This is a genomic window from Acetobacter orientalis (genome assembly GCF_000963965.1).
Lineage (GTDB): Bacteria > Pseudomonadota > Alphaproteobacteria > Acetobacterales > Acetobacteraceae > Acetobacter > Acetobacter orientalis.
The window spans coordinates 70,992-91,573 of the sequence record NZ_BAMX01000055.1; the positions used below are offsets into that span (position 1 = coordinate 70,992).

At 50.3% G+C, this 20,582-nt stretch carries 18 protein-coding genes, 1 tRNA gene and 1 riboswitch; of the genes, 8 read left to right on the forward strand and 11 right to left on the reverse strand.

What is annotated here, in order from left to right; all coding sequences use genetic code 11:
- Positions 1–14 precede the first annotated feature (14 nt).
- Positions 15–518, forward strand: a complete 504-nt coding sequence (locus tag Abor_RS12800) for a GNAT family N-acetyltransferase (protein WP_048842278.1) — start codon at positions 15–17, stop codon at positions 516–518.
- A gap of 98 nt (positions 519–616) precedes the next feature.
- On the opposite strand, the gene Abor_RS12805 is transcribed toward Abor_RS12800, so the two are convergent.
- The 4 genes from Abor_RS12805 to ruvX all read right to left on the reverse strand — a co-directional run bounded on the left by Abor_RS12805 (position 617) and on the right by ruvX (position 3,168).
- Complete coding sequence (locus Abor_RS12805; protein WP_048842279.1) at positions 617–1,213, reverse strand: acetate uptake transporter; 597 nt, start codon at positions 1,211–1,213, stop codon at positions 617–619.
- Between the two features lie 186 nt (positions 1,214–1,399).
- A complete protein-coding gene (locus tag Abor_RS12810; protein ID WP_048842280.1) occupies positions 1,400–1,594 on the reverse strand; it encodes a hypothetical protein in 195 nt (64 codons plus the stop codon).
- A gap of 455 nt (positions 1,595–2,049) precedes the next feature.
- Complete coding sequence (locus Abor_RS12815) at positions 2,050–2,541, reverse strand: Synuclein family protein (protein WP_048842281.1); 492 nt, start codon at positions 2,539–2,541, stop codon at positions 2,050–2,052.
- A gap of 153 nt (positions 2,542–2,694) precedes the next feature.
- Positions 2,695–3,168: a Holliday junction resolvase RuvX gene (gene ruvX / locus Abor_RS12820; protein ID WP_048842282.1), complete on the reverse strand. Its 474-nt coding sequence runs from the start codon at positions 3,166–3,168 to the stop codon at positions 2,695–2,697.
- 81 nt (positions 3,169–3,249) lie between these two features.
- Between ruvX and gatC the strand changes: the two genes are divergently transcribed.
- The 4 genes from gatC to Abor_RS12840 all read left to right on the forward strand — a co-directional run bounded on the left by gatC (position 3,250) and on the right by Abor_RS12840 (position 6,685).
- Positions 3,250–3,537, forward strand: coding sequence for an Asp-tRNA(Asn)/Glu-tRNA(Gln) amidotransferase subunit GatC (gatC, locus tag Abor_RS12825; protein WP_048842283.1), 288 nt, complete (start codon positions 3,250–3,252; stop codon positions 3,535–3,537).
- 1 nt (position 3,538) lies between these two features.
- Positions 3,539–5,026: an Asp-tRNA(Asn)/Glu-tRNA(Gln) amidotransferase subunit GatA gene (gene gatA, locus Abor_RS12830; protein WP_048842314.1), complete on the forward strand. Its 1,488-nt coding sequence runs from the start codon at positions 3,539–3,541 to the stop codon at positions 5,024–5,026.
- A complete protein-coding gene (gene gatB, locus Abor_RS12835; RefSeq protein ID WP_048842284.1) occupies positions 5,023–6,477 on the forward strand; it encodes an Asp-tRNA(Asn)/Glu-tRNA(Gln) amidotransferase subunit GatB in 1,455 nt (484 codons plus the stop codon). Before gatA ends, gatB begins: the two co-directional genes overlap by 4 nt.
- Positions 6,478–6,593: 116 nt before the next feature.
- Positions 6,594–6,685 (forward strand) — tRNA-Ser (locus tag Abor_RS12840).
- A gap of 332 nt (positions 6,686–7,017) precedes the next feature.
- Here the strand turns inward: Abor_RS12840 and Abor_RS12845 are convergent.
- The 5 genes from Abor_RS12845 to Abor_RS12865 form a co-directional block, all read right to left on the reverse strand.
- Entirely contained in the window at positions 7,018–7,548 is a 531-nt protein-coding gene (locus Abor_RS12845) for a GlcG/HbpS family heme-binding protein (RefSeq protein ID WP_197719536.1), read from the reverse strand.
- An 887-nt stretch (positions 7,549–8,435) separates the two neighbouring features.
- Complete coding sequence (locus tag Abor_RS12850) at positions 8,436–9,953, reverse strand: PepSY-associated TM helix domain-containing protein (protein WP_048842286.1); 1,518 nt, start codon at positions 9,951–9,953, stop codon at positions 8,436–8,438.
- Positions 9,950–10,237, reverse strand: coding sequence for a hypothetical protein (locus Abor_RS12855; RefSeq protein WP_126621291.1), 288 nt, complete (start codon positions 10,235–10,237; stop codon positions 9,950–9,952). The genes Abor_RS12850 and Abor_RS12855 overlap by 4 nt, the downstream gene beginning before the upstream one ends.
- A complete protein-coding gene (locus tag Abor_RS12860; protein ID WP_052946444.1) occupies positions 10,230–12,437 on the reverse strand; it encodes a TonB-dependent receptor in 2,208 nt (735 codons plus the stop codon). Before Abor_RS12860 ends, Abor_RS12855 begins: the two co-directional genes overlap by 8 nt.
- A gap of 199 nt (positions 12,438–12,636) precedes the next feature.
- A riboswitch (cobalamin riboswitch) is annotated at positions 12,637–12,862 on the reverse strand.
- A 280-nt stretch (positions 12,863–13,142) separates the two neighbouring features.
- A complete protein-coding gene (locus tag Abor_RS12865) occupies positions 13,143–15,395 on the reverse strand; it encodes a TonB-dependent receptor (protein WP_232014991.1) in 2,253 nt (750 codons plus the stop codon).
- Between the two features lie 500 nt (positions 15,396–15,895).
- Between Abor_RS12865 and mntR the strand changes: the two genes are divergently transcribed.
- Positions 15,896–16,402: a manganese-binding transcriptional regulator MntR gene (gene mntR / locus Abor_RS12870; protein ID WP_048842288.1), complete on the forward strand. Its 507-nt coding sequence runs from the start codon at positions 15,896–15,898 to the stop codon at positions 16,400–16,402.
- A 130-nt stretch (positions 16,403–16,532) separates the two neighbouring features.
- On the opposite strand, the gene nfsB is transcribed toward mntR, so the two are convergent.
- Both nfsB and acuI read right to left on the reverse strand, forming a co-directional pair.
- Positions 16,533–17,183: an oxygen-insensitive NAD(P)H nitroreductase gene (gene nfsB / locus Abor_RS12875; RefSeq protein WP_048842289.1), complete on the reverse strand. Its 651-nt coding sequence runs from the start codon at positions 17,181–17,183 to the stop codon at positions 16,533–16,535.
- A gap of 192 nt (positions 17,184–17,375) precedes the next feature.
- On the reverse strand, positions 17,376–18,359 hold the full coding sequence (acuI, locus tag Abor_RS12880; protein WP_048842290.1) for an acrylyl-CoA reductase (NADPH): 984 nt from the start codon (positions 18,357–18,359) through the stop codon (positions 17,376–17,378).
- A gap of 192 nt (positions 18,360–18,551) precedes the next feature.
- Here acuI and Abor_RS12885 point away from each other — a divergent pair, with 192 nt between their 5' ends.
- Together Abor_RS12885 and Abor_RS12890 are read left to right on the forward strand one after the other, a co-directional pair.
- Entirely contained in the window at positions 18,552–19,871 is a 1,320-nt protein-coding gene (locus tag Abor_RS12885) for a hemolysin family protein (protein ID WP_048842291.1), read from the forward strand.
- 241 nt (positions 19,872–20,112) lie between these two features.
- Positions 20,113–20,529 (forward strand): glycine zipper family protein, encoded by a 417-nt coding sequence (locus Abor_RS12890; RefSeq protein WP_048842292.1) that lies wholly within the window; start codon positions 20,113–20,115, stop codon positions 20,527–20,529.
- Positions 20,530–20,582: the final 53 nt, after the last annotated feature.

Below are 20,582 nucleotides of genomic sequence, written 5' to 3' on the forward strand. Positions count from 1 at the left end.
GGAAAACTGTTGAGATGGACACGCTCACTCACCTACCTGCCCTTACAACACAGCGCCTGCATATAAGGCCCTTACGGGTAACAGACGCGCAGGCTGTGCAGAGTATGACAAACCACAGGGTTATTACTGAGTGTGTCCATTTTTTACCTACACCATTTGACCATACAGCGGCTTTAAAACTGCTTGAAAACCAAAAAAGTGGCCGTGACCTGTTTTGGGGGGCATGGTTAACCACAAGCTCTACCTTGGTGGCTATTATTGGTACGCATTTGCACGGCGCAACAGAGCTTGAAATTGGCTACTGGGTTAACCCTGTTTTTCAAAGGCAAGGCATTGCTCAAGAAGCGACATCAGCCCTGATACAGGCCCTTAGGCATAATTTTTCTGAACGGCAAATTATAGCCGAATGCCGCCCGGCCAATGTGCCCTCAAGCGCATTACTGCAAAAACTCGGCTTTACCCCAACACACCAAGATGGGCTAAGACCCGGCCGCAAAAAGTTTATTTTTAAAAACTAAAATTAGTAATTTTTATAAGAGATTTTTACTATTTAAAACGCGACAAAAGCTCACCCCAAACTGTGGTGAGCTTTTTTATTGCCTTGTATTATACTCTTTTACGCCAAAGCAGGCTGCAAGGCCGGAGCATATGGCCCAACAGGTAAAACTGCATACTGAAACTGCTCTTCTAATATTTCTGCCGCTGCCAGATAAATGGCAGAAAAGCCACAAAACAAGCCTTCATACCCGGCTAGGTGGGTAAGAGTTGGCTCACCCAACAAATCGCCTAAGCCCAACAGTAAAAACAGTAGAGTAAGAGAGGAGAAAATGATCTGGTGTACTTTTGTGGCCCGCAATGTGCCAAAAAACATGACCAGCGTAAAAAGACCCCATATGAGCAAATAGCTCCCCATAAGTGCGGGAGTTGAAGGCTCACCCACACCAAAATGGGGCAAAGCAATAAGGGCGACAAGAGAAATCCAGAACGCACCGTAAGCGGTAAAGGCTGTCATGCCAAAGGTATTGCCCTTTTGGTATTCTAAAATACCCGCAATAACCTGCGCCGCCCCACCAAACACGAGGCCCATGCCCAAAATGGCAGACCCCATAGGCACTAGCCCGGCATTGTGCAAATTAAGCAGCACCGTAGTCATACCAAAACCCATAAGCCCCAACGGGGCAGGATTAGCGAGAGAAGACGAAGTGTGTGCCATGATGACCAGCTTCTGTTTTGTTGTTATGGATAAACCTTATACGAAAAGAGCATAAGTTCGTGCATGAATTCATTGTGCACGGCCATAACTTTTATTTTACAAAATGCTGGTGCTTGCCGGTGCAAAGGTAACAGCCCGGCCCTCACGCCATGCGTGAGGCAGAAAAATAACCGTCTTAAACGAAACTTAAGCCTGCTGAGACACCAACTGTGGTGCAGAAGGAGCGTGTGCTGGTTGAGCTTTTACAACGGTGTGCCCATCACACAGCGCGTCTGGCTTTTCCCAAATATACAATAAAGTTTGGCGCCATGTATCTCTTACAGCTTCACGCCATTTATCATGCGGTGCAAAAGCTGAAGAAGCCGGGGTAAAACGGGGCATTTTCTTTATCCTACTCTTACTGCCTTGGTGGGCCTTTTACTCTTATTTTGCGTTGTGTCGTGTGACGTTTCGATGAAACTTATAAACCGTGGAGTCGTCATGAAAATTGCCTTTTTCTGTCATGACCACGCCACAAAACTATATTTTTATAAAATAGAAATTTTTTGAATACTCGGTGTTCATAACAATAAAAAATAGGATAACACCATGACTGCTTTTCAGGATTACTGGAACACCCTAACCCTTAAAGCCCGCACATGGCTTGCGGCCCTCAGGCGGCCGTAATATCCCCACCATATCCTTCATAAAGCAGGCAACCTTACGCCCTATAGGCAAAACCAGTTTCTAGGCTTGCCCATACAAAAACCCCCTTGCACCTTCTGAGTGTGCAAGGGGGTTTTATGGTGTGCTGCTACCCCATAGCTATGACGGTAGCAGGTAAGAGCGGGTATGCTTTATTTACTGCTATCACCTGTAAAGGTGTCGTGAATATCTTTACCGGCGTCTTGGCCCCATTTACCCACTTTTTGGCCAGCACGCTTTGTCCAGTTCTTTGTAGAATCGGCAGCATCGCGCGTGCCAGATTTAGTTTTATCCCACGCTTTTTCTGTGCCGGACTTTGTTTTGTCCCATGCTTTTTCAGACCCAGATTTGGTCTTGTCCCAAGCATTGTCGGCACCATCGCGGGTTTTATCCCATGTCTTTTCAGTGCCAGACTTTGTTTTGTCCCATGCTTTTTCGGTGCCGGACTTCGTTTTATCCCACGCTTTGACCGTTCCGTCTTTTGTCTTGTCCCATGCGTTGGTGGTGGCAGAGCGCGTATCGTTCCAAGCGCGGCCTAGCGCACTTGGCTGCTGTTCCTGCGCGTGCGCTGCGGGCAGAGACAGGGCAAACGCCGTAGCACCCAGCAAAGTGGTAGCAAAAGTGCGGATTGTCATAAACGCCATCGAAGGCCTCCAAATCTATTTGCACATATGGCTTTCAGCATGCTGGGCCTTTGTGGCAAATGTGAGAACATACCCCACCAGCTCAGATGCAAGTACTCTTTGCCCCTAAACCGCGCAGGGTGGGCATTGGTTCCCACGCAATACTCTGGGGCTTTAAAATTCTGCTGCGGGCAGGCTATCGAGTGCGGCTTGTAAAATATAGGCCGCTGCCAGTTGGTCTACGACACCTTCGCGCTTTTTGCGTGACAGGTCTGCTTCTTGAATAAGCATACGGTTAACCGCTGAAGACGACAGCCGCTCATCCCACAAACACGCAGGCAGGCCGGTTTGCTCTGCCAAGGCTATCGCCCAGTCTTTGGCGGCTTGGGCGGCAGGGCCAAATGTTCCATCAAGCGAGAGGGGAATACCCACCACCATGCCCGCAACCTCGTGCTGCTGCGCTATGGCGCGGATATGCGCCACCATAGCACCCAGCTTGCCCCGTTTAACGGTTTCAAACGGGGTTGCCACCATGCGCGAAACATCGGACAGGGCCAGCCCAACCTGTTTACGGCCTGGGTCTATACCCAAAAGCCGTGCGTGGCGGGGCAGTGTGGCGGCAAGGTCTGTAAGGGTAAGAAGTGTCATGCCTGCACGGTATGTTGCCTTGCGCCCGATTATGCTAGGTCTTTTTTTCCCTGAACTTGTCTGAAGAGAGAGTCTGCTTTCATGTCGCTTGACCTCGCGACCACCCGACGTATTGCAAAACTGGCCCGCATTGGCCTTGCCGATGCCGAGCTTGAGACCGTCCGCCAGAAGCTGGATGGTATTCTGGGCTGGTTCAACCAGCTGTCCGAGGTGGATGTTGAGGGCGTGCCCCCCATGGTCGGCACCGAGATGGAAGCCCTGCGCCAACGCGATGATGTGGTGACCGATGGTAACTGCCAAGCGGCGGTGCTGTCTAACGCCCCAGAAAAATCTGGCCCCTTCTATGCTGTACCCAAGGTGGTTGAATAATATGCTCACCAAGCTGACGCTAACCGAAGCGCGCGCAGGGCTTGCTGCCCGCAAATTTTCTGCCCGTGACCTGGCCAAGGCCCACCTAGACGCCATTGACCGCCTTAACCCTAAATTAAACGCCTATATTACCGTAGTGCCCGAGCAAGACGTGCTGACTGCCGCCGATGCAGCCGATGCCCGCTACGCAGCAGGCACCGCACGCCCCATGGAAGGCTTGCCCGTTGGCGTAAAAGACCTGTTTTGCACGAAAGGCATTAAAACCACGGCCGCCAGCAAAATTTTGGCCAATTTTATACCCCCCTACGAAAGCACGGTCACAGCCCGCCTGCTTGATGCCGGGTCTCTCTTTGTTGGCAAAACCAACCTTGATGAGTTTGCCATGGGGTCTGCCAACATTACCTCTGCTTATGGCGCGGTGCTTAACCCGTGGCAGCGCAAGGGTGATGAAGCAACCGCACTTGTGCCCGGCGGGTCTTCTGGTGGGTCTGCTGCTGCTGTGGCAGCCGGGCTTGCGCTGGCCGCAACAGGTACAGATACCGGCGGCTCTATTCGCCAACCTGCTGCATTTTGCGGTATTGTAGGGCTTAAACCCACCTATGGCCGGTGCAGCCGTTGGGGCACCATTGCCTACGCCAGCTCGCTCGACCAAGCTGGCCCCATGACCCGCACCGTGGCCGATGCTGGCCTGATGCTAGAAGCCATGGCTGGCTTTGATGAAAAAGACAGCACCTGCTCCAACCGCCCCGTACCTGCATTTGCCCAAGCTGTTGGCAAAAGCATTAAAGGCTTGCGGGTTGGTATTCCGGCAGAATACCGCGCCCCCGGCCTGTCACCAGAAATTTCTGCCATGTGGGAACAAGGCATTGCATGGCTGCGTGATGCCGGGTGCGAGATTGTTGATGTCTCTCTCCCTCACACCAAATACGGCTTGGCCACATACTATATTATTGCCCCGGCTGAATGCTCTTCCAACCTTGCGCGCTATGACGGTATTCGCTTTGGTGAGCGCAAAGACGCCGCAACGCTAGACGGCATTTACGAAGCCACCCGCGCCGCTGGGTTTGGCGAAGAAGTGCGTAGCCGCATATTGATGGGCACCTATGTGCTATCTGCTGGCTATTACGACGCCTACTACCTGAAAGCCCAAAAAGTACGCACCCTTATTAAACGCGACTTTGTTGAAGCGTTTGAAAAAGTAGACGTGCTGCTAACCCCCACCGCCCCAAGTGCTGCCTTTGCACAGGGTGAGAACATGGCCGACCCCGTACAGATGTACCTAAACGACATCTTTACCGTACCAGCCAGCATGGCCGGTGTGCCCGCTTTGTCTGTGCCTGTTGGGCTAGACAGCAAGGGCCTGCCCCTAGGCTTGCAAATTATTGGCCGCCATTTTGATGAAGAAACTGTGCTGTCTGTTGGCGGTGCGTTAGAAGCTGCTGCGGGCTTTGCCCACACACCCACCCTGCACGCGGAGGCAGGCGCATGAGCTACATTATTGAAGGTAAAACCGGAAACTGGGAAATTGTGGTCGGGTTGGAAGTTCATGCCCAGATCATTAGCCAGTCCAAGCTGTTTTCTGGCTCTTCTACCACTTTTGGGGCAGAGCCAAACACGCAGGTCAGTTTGGTTGATGCGGCCTTTCCCGGCATGTTGCCCGTTTTAAACAAAGAATGCGTGGCACAGGCTGTGCGTACCGGCTTGGGCCTTAACGCACGCATTAACCTGCAAAGTCGTTTTGACCGTAAAAACTACTTTTATGCCGACCTGCCGCAGGGCTACCAGATTAGCCAGTTTGAGTTCCCGATTGTCGGTGAAGGCACAATCGAAATTGAACTGCCGGGGGGTGAAACACGCCAAATTGGCATTACCCGCCTGCATATGGAGCAAGACGCCGGTAAGCTCCTGCACGACCAAGACCCCGCACGCTCCTTTGTTGACCTGAACCGCTCTGGCGTGGCGCTGATGGAAATTGTAAGCGAGCCAGATATCCGCGCGCCAGAAGAAGCCGGGGCTTACCTGCGTAAACTCCGCCAGATTTTGCGCTACCTTGGCACCTGTGACGGCAACATGGACGAAGGCTCCATGCGGGCAGACGTTAACGTGTCTGTACGTAAAGCAGGCGAACCTTTCCGCACGCGTTGCGAAATTAAAAACGTCAACTCCATTCGCTTTGTGATGCAGGCCATTGAGGCCGAAGCCGCACGGCAGGTAGAAATTTGGGAAAATGGCGGCGAGGTTGACCAAGAAACCCGCCTATTCGACCCCGCCCGTGGTGAAACCCGCACCATGCGCTCTAAGGAAGATGCACACGATTACCGCTACTTCCCCGACCCTGACCTGCTGCCACTGGTTATTGAGCAAGACTGGGTAGACAGCTTAAAAGCTGCCCTGCCAGAACTGCCAGACGCCAAACGCGCACGCTTTCAGCAGGAATACGGCGTAACCTTCTATGATGCAGGCGTGCTGGTAGCTGAGCAGTCTGTGGCAGACTACTTTGAAACTGTTGCCAAAGGGCGTGATGGCAAGCTGGCCGTAACATGGGTAACGGGTGACCTGTTTGCCGCCATGAACCGCATGGGCCGCACCATTGAAAACTGCCCTGTAAGTGCACAAGCACTCGGCAAAATGCTCGACCTGATTGCTGATGGCACCATTAACGGCAAAATTGCCAAAGATGTGTTTGAAGACATGGTGGAAACGGGCGAAAGTCCCGATGCCATTGTTGAGAAAAAAGGCCTGAAGCAGGTTACAGACACCGGCGTGATTGACGCGGCCATCGACTCTGTCATGACCAAAAACGCTGATAAAGTTGACGAATACCGTAGCGGCAAAGACAAGCTGTTTGGATTCTTTGTGGGCCAAGTGATGAAGGAAACCAAGGGCAAAGCCAACCCAGCCCTTGTGAACGAAGCCCTAAAAACCAAGCTAAACGGGTAAAGCTGAGGGGAATGTAAAAATTCCCTTCAAAATTTGCATTTAGGGGGTTTGACGAAGTGAAAAGAACCCCCTAAAAGCAGCGATGCAAACGTCGTGTATCTTTACACTCTTCTTGCGGAGGGGTGGCCGAGTGGCTGAAGGCGACGGTTTGCTAAACCGTTATACGGGTTAAACTGTATCGAGGGTTCGAATCCCTTCCCCTCCGCCAATCTCCTTAAAAAATCCACCAAAAAAATGAGATAGGTTACTATCATTTTGTAGGGTGGATAAATCGGGTGCCCGTGGGACACAGTTGCACAATACGCGCATGCACGCGCGAGGTTTTTGCAGCTCTTGCTGGTGGTAGCCGCCTGATCATACAGGGCAAAAACAGGCAAAACCCTATCGCCTCATCACAGTACGTTTGAGCGGACCAGGTAGCCTTTGCCGACTGGAAGAAAGCAAAATCCAGAGCGCTATCAGCACCAGACAGGCAGAACGAAGACGTGTATTTGCGAATTCACTCTCCAACCTGACTGGCTTTGAAAGTGTCATACGTGCCTATTTAATAGCGGCTAACCCTGCTTGGGCGATATCCTCGTCATGGTCTGGTGTGTCAACTGATACGCCAACCCCTCCGACTAGATGGCCGTTGATGACAATCGGCTCCCCACCTTTAAGCATGACAAACCCCGGTGCAGTCACAAGAGCTGGTCTGGGGCCTGCCACGGCAGCCTCCAGCGTGGCGGTAGAGCGATGAAACATAACGGCTGAACGCGCTTTTTCCGGAGCAAGGCCCGAACTGGCACGCATGAAAGCGTTATCCATACGGATCTGTAAAATAACCTCACCCGCATCATCTACAATGGCTATGACACCAGCTGCTGGAATGGCTTTGGCTTTCTGGATCGCTGCATCGGCAATCTTCTGCGCTAGAGCAAATGGCAGCACCGCTCTAGTGGGCAATTCGATTGAGGCCGCCTGTGCGGCAACTAGCGGTAGACTCGCCGCCATAACAGCTACCGCAATGCTGGCAACAAAGCTCATATGTCGGGTGCGGCGCGTAGACTTACCTGATCGGTGCAGATGCATCTGTACTGTCCTTTCTCATCTACAAAAAACGCGACCGATGCGGAGGTGCACCGGGCGTAGTGGGTTTGCCAACTGTGGCCCTAGAGTTTCGCCACGGTGGCAGGGTATGAGAGAGATGAAAAGGGGCATACTTTAGTGGCCAGCCCGAACAACGACACCGATCGTCATAATTACGGTAGCCCCGGCAGTGTTTGGCCCATGTCTCCATCAGGGGGTTACGTTGTTCTAATAGGTCACTTCTACGGTAAGCAGCTTCCACCTTGTTCTCAATGGCATAAACCAGAGCCTTTCCGCTACATCACGCAGGCAGGCATTTGTATCGGATATCTAGTCTCGAAAGATGAAATACAAGCCCTGAACCGTTACGCCCTTTGTGTTAGCGGCAAGATGAAGGGCTTTGCTCAAGGTCACATAGACAGTGGTTTTCCGTGCATATTTCCAAAATACCACGGCTCCCTTGTCGGTATTCGGGTTTAAAATTCGGTCTGCGGTGCACCATCACCTCATTAAATGAGATCACTGGGTGTAGCTGCGCGCCATGAATGCTTTTTTATAACCAGCCGGCACAGAAAAACGAAAATACTCCCAACACACCAACTGAACCCAATAAAGCACGTAAGGAAGGACAATAGGTTTTTACGATAATCATCATAAATCCCGGTAGCGGCAGCATATAAAAAAGCCAGCTTACGCACCCCATGCTGTTATTATGGGCCGTTACCCAAACACGTAAAGAAAGCGCAAAAAGTAGGCCAGCCACCAGCCAGGATGCAATATTCCATATTAGTGGTTTTGCGTTGCTGTAATACGCAAACTGGTAGCGCCGTGTTGTCTGCAAAAGGCATACATAAGCGGTATAGGCTAACGTAAATGACAGCATAATTACGCTACGCCTTTAAAACTCTTTTGTGCCTACAAACACGATACAGAACGACACACCCTAACAGAGCGATAACAAGAGCAGATACATCGACTACCGCCACAGACCAGTGGCCCACCATACAGGCGGAAAGCAGCGACATATGACGATACCACCCTGTAAGTGGCAATAACCCACAGAGCGTAATGAACAAACAGCCCTGGTGCACCCAGCCAAGCCTAGTGGGCGTAAGGAAAGCATGTACAATACTTGCAAACCATACCCCCAAAAACACAACTGGCAATAACGCGTTTCTTTGAGGCCATGTATAAGGCAAAAGACGCTCTGCCCAAAAAACACTTAAACAGGCACACGAAAACCCAAGAAGAGCACAAACATTCAGTTTTCTGGCAACAGTTACCAAGACAGTATTTTGAACTGCACGAGACTGCTTTTGGGTATAAAGAATAAGCCCAGTTGCGACAGAACCTGCCCCCATAAGCCCTGCCAAAGCGTAGCACCAACGTATGCTTGGCCCGCCCCACTCTACCCAATGTAAACCCGCCAAAACAGATTGCACCCGTGCCACAAATGTAAGTGGCATATTTTGTAAAATAAGCTGGCCCGTGGCGCCGTTATAAACGCGCCGGGCATATTGTTGCCCCACCTGGTGGGCACGTTCGTGCCAGAATTCTACAATTGCACCCTTATAAAATGGGTCACGCACATAAATTTTTGCAATAGCCCCCTGCCCCCAGTGGCTTTGAGCATCGTGCAATAAAGTCGTGAGTGAAAACAAGGGTGTCGCCGGGCCTTTTTGCGGTGGCAACACCATACTATACGTACCCAGCGCCTCTTGCCTAAAAGTGGAAAGGTTGTTGCCATATATGACAGACGCTGCAGAAGGCACATAAAGCCAATACAGCATAATAAGCCCAGTGTACGAAATCATTAAATGAAACGGTAAAGGTAAAATGCCCAGCACAGTATGCAGGTCAAGCCATGCTCGGTGCTTGTTTTTACCGGGACGAAACGTGAAAAACTCTGCAAAAACCTTAATATGGCTCCACACCCCGCTTATGCAAACACACAGCATTGCAATACCAGCCGCCCCCACAAGAAAGAGCCCAATTTGCGTTAAGGTGCGTTTAAGCAATAAATGAGAATGGTAAAGCAGAAAAAAAGATCCGAGCTGTTCATTCCTGACAATAAAGGGCTGTGGGCCGCTGTTAAGAATAGCCTCTACCATACCACCCGATGCCGTTTTATACGCTGCTCTCAAATACGGGTCGCGCTCATCTGGGAGTATAATACGCCATAACCGTGCATCTGGCGCATGGGCACTTAAATACTCTACGCTCTGGGCAACAGCCTGCTCTGGCGCAACAGGTTTTGCAAAGCTGAGCTCTGTTAAGCCCCATTGGTCTAACTCGGTATGAAACACAGCCAAAGAACCGGTTAGTAAAACCCCAAATAGTATCCAGCCTAAAAAAAGCCCAACCCAACTATGAAAAGCGCGCATCTCGCGTAGGTATGGGCGTTTCATGGTGTTATGTGCCCGCATAAGACCACTAAACCTGAAACCACCATTACCCCCACCATGACGCCCCACACCCAAACAAGCCTATGGGCACACCCTGCCCACAAACTACATGCTGCCATAATAAGAAAAGACACACCTGTGGCAGCCGAAACGCGGTCAACACGAGACAGGGGCAATATAACAGCCAACGCCCCAGCCAGCGCATAACCTGTGCCGTATGCACCAAGCGTGCCTGCAAGCACCCGAGCTATGACCCGCCCCCACATAGTGTGTGCCGAATTAGTCAAACCGTAAAACCAATCCACCCTGGAACGTGCGGCCTGGCAGAGAGGTACCAATACCCCCATTTGAAAAACGCGCATCTAAACCAGAGTTAGCGTGGTCTGTTGCAATAAAAACCGGGTGATAATTGAGGTTTGTTAAATTGGTAATGGCAAAATTGACTAACAGATTATGCGTCACTGCGTAATCCATATGTAAATTCCAGATTGTGTACGGTGCCTCTTTATGCACGTAGCTGCTACGAGGTTCGGCTTGTGGAATAAGCAGATGTTCCTCGGTATCGTAATAGAGTGTGCCTTGCACTGTTCCATTTACGTCCACATTCCATGGGTGGCCATGTAGGGTAGAGCCAAAACGCGCGCCCATTGCTACCTGATACCGGTACACACGTTGCGCTGTATGGGTATTAAGGTTAGCAGCCGCCCCTTCATCTTTCATATCAAAATTATAATTTCCGTTTGAATAAAAAGACCATTTTATATCGTTACGCTCAGGCCAGAGAAGGCATGCCATATTAACAGCCCCCTGTAGCTCTATACCCCTAATCAGCAAATTACCTGCTTTATTCACATAATCATATGTATTAGCGTAACCGGGCCTTACCTGTGTGGTAATACGGTTACGGATACTATTTTGAAACAGCGCAACATCACCTTGCCAAATGGTATCTGTATAATTAAGGCCTACTTCAATTTGCTGGTTACGCTCTGGCTTTAGGTTGGGGTTACCAAAGGTGCGCCCCCCTCCAAAACCATCAAAATCTGCGGCAAGTTCGGTTGCTGTGGGCGCACGGAAACCAGATGCCGCACCCGCCCGCAGTGTAATATTTTTAACAGGTTTATAAGTTGTCCCCACCGACCACGTTGTGGCCTGATACGGCGCGGTTCTGCTAATAAGCCCTGTTCTATACGGCGTACGATCCATGCGCGTGTGGCCCCATGTCTGCCGAATACCAGCGCTGAGTGCCACTTTATCATGAAAAAACCGATGTTGGTCTTGCGCATAAAAGGCAACAAACTGGTCTGTCTGGTTGTTATCGTAAGGGGCTGTCTGGCTCATACTTGCCCCATTAACACCAACACGCCTACGGGTAGACCGCAGCACACTTTGCTCTAGGTCAGAGCCAATGAGGGCATCATTGTGGGGTAACAACCGCGCATGCACGATCATTTTGCTGCCCACAATATCCAGATTTCTTTTGTTGTTATCGGCAGATGTTCCTGCGGCAGGCTTGCCGTTTGAATAGACAACTGGCGATGCCCAATGAAAATTATCTTCATCATGAACATCGTAAAAATGCGCACTCCAATCTATTTTTTTGTTTTTAGTGCTCCCTGTATAAGTAAGGTCGGCCGAATTATTGATACGATTATCTTTACTATAATAATTTGCCCCAGACCCCCGAAAACCAGAGTCATAAATACCATCAATACGGCCAGAAAGTTCGACCCGGTTAAGCGCGTTAATCTGATACCCAACGACAGCCAAGGCGCCATCTCTAACCCACTGGGTATTAACTTCTCGACCGCCGCCCTCTCCCGAGTGGTAGTCTCCACTACGACCACCAGAAAGGCTTACAAAATAGTCAAACCGGCCTTTTTTACCCCCAACCTCAAACGCACCTTTGCCTAACCCCCAAGAACCACCCGTGCCAGAGAGTGTAATACCCTTGGTATTTAAGCCATTTTTAGTAATAATATTAATAACACCGCCAATATTCTGGCTGCCATAAATAACAGAGGCCGGGCCACGAATAATTTCAATGCGTTCTATGGCAGACGGAGCAATTTTTGACAGGTTGGCTGTACCTGCACGCCGCCCATCTATTAACACAAGTACTTGCCCGTTAAAGTCACGCCCCTGCCCGTCTGACGCGGCACCACGAATATTAATAGAGGTTTGCGCTGGGCTCCACTGGCTCAAAAACCCAACAGCATGTTGGGCCAGCACGTCGGTTAAAGACTGGGCACCTGATGTTTGCAGGGCACGCTGGTCTATAATTTGCACAGTACCCGCAACATCTTTTACTTTTTGCGGGCGGCCTGTAACTGTAACAACGGTATTGTCTCCCCCTTCTGGAGCGTCTACCTCGGCCGCAATAGCTGCTGGCAGGTCTGTAAGTGCTCCCACACTTAACGCTGTTACCAGCAGGGAATAACGAAGCGGCAAAACGGCTTTTTTCGCGCAGCGTGCACGTTTGGTCATAATTTTTCTCACGGCGAAGCAAGCCCCGTACAGAGCCTGTTGTATTTTTTTAAAACTTAAAGTTTTCAGAAACTTAAGACAAAAAAACCATCTAACCGTCAGAAATGACCTGAACGGTATTTGGGTAAAAAAGCGCCGTGCCTGCACATACAAAAAACATTTTCTGTCTCCTGCCACTAGCTGTTCCCGGCCAGTGCATGGTGTATCAACAGTAATGGCAGGTTTCCTGACTTGCGGATGACAGAGCCTGTTTAACCTTCCCAGCTTTTTAGCCAGTGGCGCATTTTTAAAAATGCAAAAACAGACTCTTACCGCCTACAGTTGCGGGTACAGTTGCTGACTAACCTCCAAGCCGTGAGCACTTGAAGACGGCACAGCATTCCCTTTTATCCAGTTTGCACGGGACCATTACTGACCCAGTGTCCTACCGAGACAGATAACAAAATGCAATGTTTCTGGCGCTCCCTCTCTTTTTCGTCTCGCTCTTCCCCTTTAAGTTCGCACTCTTTTAGCACTTAATAAAGTTGTTATGTTATATCATTTCAATTTAGGCAATATTTTTTGCAGTGAATTTTTAGAAAGGCAGAGTTTTAGCTGTAAAAGAAGCATACCCGCGTACCGGGCAGACACCAGGCGAACCTGCCCAAGAGTACCGCTGAGGCTTGGCGGCCCCCTTACAGGCGGCAGCCACCCCACAACCAGCTGTTAGAACTCCGACACAACCGAGAAGAACGTACCACGCCGCTGGCCATATTGCGCTTGGTATATACCAACGCCACTCCCATCACGCAGTTGGTAGCGTTTGTCGAACAGGTTAATAACATCTGCCCGCACTTTAAGCGCATGCCCAAAGGGCACTTTTGTAAAACTGTGCTGGTAGCCAATATTAAAGACACTGTATTGCGGCTCTTTTTCTAAATTTGCAAAGCCACTACGCAAGCCGTAACCATACACAAAGTCTAGATACGCCATATCGTGCTTTGTCGTCCAAGATGCACCGGCTGTGGCTGTATATTCCCCCTGATGGTCAAGCTGAATGGCATGATTTTTTATATAAGCCAGCTCGGCCACATCAAACTGGTATTGTGCAGAATTAATGTCTTTGGCAGATGTTTTGACATAAGAAAAATTACCAAAAAGCGACCACGGGCCATGCCGCCATGAGCTCCCAAATTCTGCACCATAAACGCGCCCACGTTTATAACTAAACGGGGCAAGAATAACGGCACGGCCAAATTGCCCAAGGTCTGTTAAGTCATGCGCCCATTTTGCATACGCATCGACCGTGATTTGAAATTCTGGTGTAATACGTTGAAGAATACCACCATCTACATAGTTCGATTTTTCAACTTTTGTCGCATCATTCACTAAATTAGCGGCCGCGTTGGTTGTGCCCTCAAACTTGGCCAATGTAGATGAGTAAACATATTGCGGCGATGGCGGTGCAAAATAGCGCGAATACCCAATATGCAGTGTTGTTGTGCTGTTTGGTTTCCAGACCATATTGGCACGGGGGCTCAGTTGGCCCTCGTTATCAAAAGAAGACGCAAACCTGTCGTAACGAATGCCATAATTAAAAGTAAGGTTACGGGTCACCTTATATTCGTCTTGAATATAGGCACCAGCCTCGACCGACCAATTTCCGGTATTATCAATTAAACGCACAGGCACATTTGTGCTTTGGGTGCCTTGTGCATCAACCGGAAAAGCCAAGGTATTTGTGTCTAAGCGTTCAGACGTATATTGCCCTAACAACCCAGCCCGCACTGTGTGTTTGGGTGCAATTTCGTACGATAAGTCAAACTGCATACCGCCGGTGGTAAAATCATTAACCTCATGCTCTGAAACGCCCTGGTAAATAAGGTCACGGTCACGATCGGGTGTATAATCTATACGGCCATATCGAAAATAAGGTGACGCCTGAAAATTCAGCTTTTCTGTTGTGCGTTGGTAGGAAAGCACTGCGTAATAATTTTGCTCGGTCTGGCTATCATTCATTTTTGCCCAGTTCATTGACGGGTCATGCGGGTTAACACCCGCTACATTATAAATGGTGCTGTAATCTGGGCTGTTTTCATCAAATGTTTTGAAAGAGTTTGGAATTTGAAAATCTGCATAAGAGGCGCTGGTTAATAAGGTTACCCGGCTTACATCATCAATATGATAAGACAAATACGAGAATGCTTTTTCTTGCTCGGTAACGTCATGCACGGCCCGGAATGTATTACTTGGGTTCTCAATACCAATAGTATTACGGTTAAACGATACAGTCGCGAAGTAATCTAATTTTCCGTGCTGGCCACCCAATTGTACCGATGGCACAAACGTATTATAGCTGCCCCCATACAGTGAAAGCTGATTATGTTTCAGGCTCTCACCTGTTTTAGTGGTAACATCTACCACCCCAGCAGTACGGAAGCCGAACTGTGCAGGCAAAGTGCCCGTTAATAAATCTACAGATTGAATAATGCGTGTATCTAATTCCTGCCCAAAACCATTAAGCCCTTCGGGTAGCAGCACGCCATTAACGCGGTATGTCAGCCCCCCATGCTCGCCACGCACATGCACTTCTCCATAACTATCAAGCACAACACCGGGCACACGTAACAGAATTTGGTTAAAGGCTGCATTTTGTCCACCGGGGGTTGTCGAAATTTGACGTTGATCGATTCTGTAATCAACCGCGCCTAACCCCGGGAAAATACGCGCACGCTCCTTGTTAAGGTGGCCAACAACATTAATACGCTCTGGCGTTGCAACCTGCTTTGCCTTGGTAGTACCAGAAGAGAGGCTTGGCTGTGCCTCTTTCTTGCTTGGGCTATCAGCCAGCGTAGCCTGTGGCACTACTGTGGTAGCGGCGCTGGCAGGGGCTGCGTTGCCCTGCATCATGCTCTCATCAGCTTTAGCGGCCTGCATACTAAGCCAACCAAAGCCAACTGCGGCACAAGAGCACAGCATGGCACGTGCCCCCACACGAGGCTGACCACACTCAGAGCCCCATTTTTTTCTGAAACGCCTAAGCTTATAAGAATAGCATTTGCTATATTGCAAGACCTGCATACCGACGAACTTCTTTCGCAAAGAGTGCCTAAGAGAGATGAGCCTAAAAGATAATTTTTAAAACACTTTTGAATTTAAAATCTACTTTAACGAATACACCCCTTACCCGGTTGTTAAAAACAAACATGGCGTAAGCCAGCGCTATAGCGGTTAAGCCAAGCGTAAGACTGTGTTTTGCCAGTAAGGGGGGCACAAACTGACAGCAATATGAAAGACCAGCAGAGAGCAGTTAATCGTATCAGCCGGAAATATGCAATATGCTATACTAAAAAGTATATGCAAAACCGGTTTGGTTAAGCAGTTTTCAGATTATCTATGCCGTGGTATTTATATGAGAATACATCTTTCTTTTAAGAATAATCTTTTCTTTACAAGCCACTATGGAAGTTTTCAGGCTCATGACCGCAGCCCCCAATACCCCAGCCGCCCGCATAAACGGGCCTGATAGCCTTCCAGATGCAGAAACACATTCAGAGGGGTTTCGTGCCAACCGTGCGGCCCGGCAAAATGCGCTCGTTGAAGATTATGTTGAATTAATTGCTGACCTTTTGGACGAAGACCAAGAAGCCCGCCAAGTCGACCTGGCAGAACGTTTAGGCGTAGCCCAACCTACCGTTGCCAAAATGCTCTCACGCCTAGCAGATGAAGGGCTTGTAGCCCGCAAGCCGTACCGTGGCGTTTTTCTTACGCAGGCAGGGCGAGAAATGGCGGATGCCGTTCGTGCCCGCCATAGAATTGTGGAAGCCTTTTTGCTGGCTTTAGGCATAAGCCCGGAATGTGCACGTATTGATGCTGAAGGACTAGAGCATTATGTAAGTGCCGAAACACTCACTGCCTTTCAGGTGGCAATGACTGCTGGCTTAGAGCAATTTATGGTTAAAGCTAAACGTACGCACCGGCTTTAATATTGAATATTTTTGAATGCTCGTGTGGCCTTATCTAACGCCATAAACACAAACCCAGCCCCGCACACGGGGCAAATACCGTTAGGGAGCTGGGTTTTTAGAGAGCTAAAAGTAAAACACCTTATTTTTATTATAAAGTTGTAAAAATATCTTGTTTTGGCAGGCGAGATTTGGGCAGTTTGGCGTTAAAGTCAGCATCGGAATGGTAGCCGAGAGAAACGATAACCGCCGGGGCTAGGCCTTGTTCTGCCAGTTTGAGTTCGTCTGACAAAATAGCGGCATCAAAGCCCTCCATTGGTGTCGCATCTACCCCTAACATGGCAGCCGAGAGCAGCAAAAAGCCTTGGGCAATGTAGGTCTGCTTTTGTGTCCACTCTGCTATATCTCCGGCTTGTATGTGCAGGTTTACAAAACCAGAGCGTGCCTTATGGCCAGCATTACGTGCCTCTTCTGTCGCAAACCGACCATCGGCCTGCTCTTGGTTTGCCAAGGTTTCCAGATACTCTGGGGTAAGAGTGGTACGCGCACACAGCACAACAACGTGCGAGGCCTCTGTAACCCTAGGAGCATTAAAGGCAAAAATGCCACTGGTTGCCTTTGCAATACGGGCTTTGCTGGCGTCTGTCTCTGCCACAAAAAAGTGCCATGGCTGCGAATTAACAGAAGACGGGCTGTAATGCAGGGCTTCAAGCAGTTGTGCAAAAACAGGAGCCGGAATTGTACGGCTTTTGTCGTAAGCCTTCGTTGTGTGGCGGTGCGTAAGGGTTTCGGTAAGGGTCACAGTTTATCTCCTTGCATGGGCAAAACAGCCTCTGTGAGAGACCTTGGATCCTGTGAGACTAGAATAGCTTGCCCTGACACGATAGGGGCCAGCCTGTTTTGACTGCCCCCTTGCCCTTTGTGGCCCACTTACCGTGTGTGCCCTTCAGCGCGCTTACCCCCGGCATGTTTACCTAATATATGCGCGTAATGGTTAAGAGACTTTAACGACCACACGGCCTTTAACTTTGCCCTCGAGCAAGGCTGCGGCCGTAGCAGGAACCTGCGCGAGAGATATTTCTGTTGTGAGGGCTGCAAGCTTTTGCGGGTCTATCAGGCTGGCTAAATCCTGCCATGCGGCAAGGCGCTCGGGCATGGGGCAATTTACACTTTCTATGCCCACCAGAGTAACCCCACGCAAAATAAAGGGCGCAACCGTAGCCGGAAAAGCCATGCCAGCCGCCAAGCCGCACGCAGTAACAACGCCGTTAGCCAGCATAGACGCACAAACAGCCGCCAACATTTGGCCCCCAGCCACATCAACCGCTCCAGCCCAGCGGGCTTTTTCTAACGGGCGGGTCATGCCTTCAAAATACTGGCGTGGAATGACCTCGTGTGCGCCCAAGGCCTGTAGGTAGGGTTTTTCTTCCATGCGGCCAGTTACGGCTGTTACTGCATAGCCCAAACGGGCAAGCAGCATAACCGCAATGCTCCCCACCCCACCTGTAGCACCGGTTACCAGCACTTCTCCGCTTTGGGGGGTAACGCCCTGTTTTTGTAAGGCCCGCACACATAGCATAGCGGTGTAGCCTGCCGTACCCAAAGCCATAGCTTGTGCGGGGCTAAACGCCGCAGGCAGCGGCACCAACCACGCACCAGACACGCGGGCTCGTTGGGCTAAGCCGCCAGATTGTTTTTCTCCTACCCCATACCCGTTAAGCAGCACCTGCTGGCCGGGTGTAATACCGGGGTAAGTAGAGTGCTCAACCGTACCTGCAAAATCTATACCCGGCACCATAGGCAGACTGCGTAAAATTGGCCCTTTACCAGTAAGAGCCAGAGCATCTTTGTAGTTAAGGGTAGAATACGCCACACGTACAGTTACATCGCCCGGTGGCAACTGCTCTTCTGACAGTTGGCATAGTGTTACGTGCTGCTTGTTGGCAGTGTTTTGTTCGACAAGCAGGGCATCAAACATAGGTATGGTTCTTTCTTTTTACTGCTGCACAGTGTCTTTTATTCTATGTGCCCCATGGCATTTCACCTAAGCAACACACATGGCGTTGAGGTTGGTGTAACAAAGACGACAATAAACAAAGCTAGGCGACTGGCCGTGCGCAAGTTATAGCTAGTAGAACAGTCCCGTTTTTCTCTTAGCCAGAGTCTTCTCTTGATATTGTTTCTTACGGGCCTTCTGGCCCTTGTGCTGCTGATAGCCGTCAGCATCTTGATTTCTCTTTCCGAGATTTCCTTCGCTGCTGCGCGGGAGGTCAGGCTGCGCTCCCGCGCAGAAGCGGGCGATAAACGCGCCCAAGCGTTTTTAGCCCTGCGCCGCAATAGCGGGCAGGTTATGACCGTACTCCAAATCTGCTTGAACGGGGTCGGTATTCTGGGCGGTATTGTCAGCTCCGAAATGCTCTCCCCCCCCATAGCCGCATGGCTACTCAGTTGGGGGTTTTCTCAAGCTATTGCCGACAACCTTGGCTCTGCCATGAGCTTTGTGCTGGTAACCGGCGTTTTTGTCTTGTTTGCCGACCTGCTGCCAAAACGCGTAGCAATGAACGCGCCAGACAAAGTGGCGCTGGCTATTGGGTGGTTTCCTAAATTTGCCCTGCGCGCACTCTACCCCTTTGTCTGGATTTTTTCCAAAGTATCAGACGCGGTGCTGCGTGCCCTTAAAATTCCCGCCGCTTCTGCCGTAGAACCTGTTACCCCAGAAGACTTACGCGCCATTCTGGCCGCAGGTACTGCCTCTGGCGTTTTGCTGGAACAAGAACACCAGATGATTGAGAACGTGCTTGCCCTGCAAGACCGCTCTGTAACATCGGCCATGACCCCGCGTGACGAAATTGTGTACCTAGACGTACAAGACACAGCCCAGACCAACCACGAAAAGGTACGCGCCAAACCGTATTCTCGTTACCCGCTATGCAATGGCGGGCTAGATAAGGTTATTGGCTCTATTCGTTCTGAAGACGTGCTGGCCTCTGTCGTAGACCCCTCCATTCAGGAAGTGCCCAGCAAAGCCACACTCCCTAACCCCATTTTTAGAATGCGGCGCGATGTACTGTCTGTGCCAGAAACCCTGAACTTGTGGGATACTTTAGCCCAGTTTGACACACACAGCGTAGGCTTTGCCTTAATTGTAAGTGAATACGGGCTGGTTGTAGGGCTTATTACCTTTAAAGACATTATGGGCGCCTTAATGGACGGCCTTGCCAACCCCTTTGAAGAACAGGCCATTGTACGCCGCGACGAGAACTCTTGGCTGATTGATGGCGCAGCCCCCATTGGCGATGTCATGCGCGAGCTACACCTGAGCGAACTGCCCGATAGCGCCCAGTTTGATACCATTGGCGGTTTTGTTATGCACCGCCTGCGCCGCATGGCCCGCAAAACAGACCGTGTGGACGAATCCGGCTACCGTTTTGAAGTAGTAGACGTAGAAGGCTTTCGCATTAACCAGTTGCTGGTTACCCGTCTGGTTTAAGCCCCCTTGCCCTGCGTGCCATAATTCTGGCGCAGGGCAATGCTTTTACACCTGCACGCAGCACAGTGCTAACAGGCTGCGCGCTAAAATGAGATTACACGGCCCAAACAAAGAGATAAGCTACCTTAACCACCCGGCAGTTATGCTGTGCTTGTAAAAAACACCACATTACTGCACGATACTTGATACTGCCCCACTAAAGTAACTCTTTATTGGGTGCCCAACATTAAGAGAAACACCAATGAGACTGAAAACTGCCTCTGCTTTTCTTCTTCCGGCATTACTGCTTTCTGCCTGTGCCGAAACACCAATGGGCCCAAGTGTTATGGTGCTGCCCCAGCAAGGCAAACCCTACGCCGTGTTTGCGCAAGAACAAAATTTTTGCCGCTCTCAAGCCCAAATGGCTGTAAGCGGCCAAGCTGAGCGCCAAAACCACCGTGCTATTTTAGGCGGTTTGGCAACCACAGCACTGGGTGCAGGCTTGGGTGCTGCGGCTGGTGGCGGTGCAGGTGCTGCTATTGGTGCCGGCGCTGGTGCGCTGGGCGGCACCATGGGGGGTGGCCTGTATTCAAACAGCAAACAGGGTTCTATTCAGGGCCAGTATGACAATGCTTACGTGGCCTGCATGGTCTCTTATAAAAACCTGCTGGCCCGCTAAAGCCTGCTACGTTTAGTAAGCCCTACGGGGTAGGCTGTTTTTTGCCTCTAAAA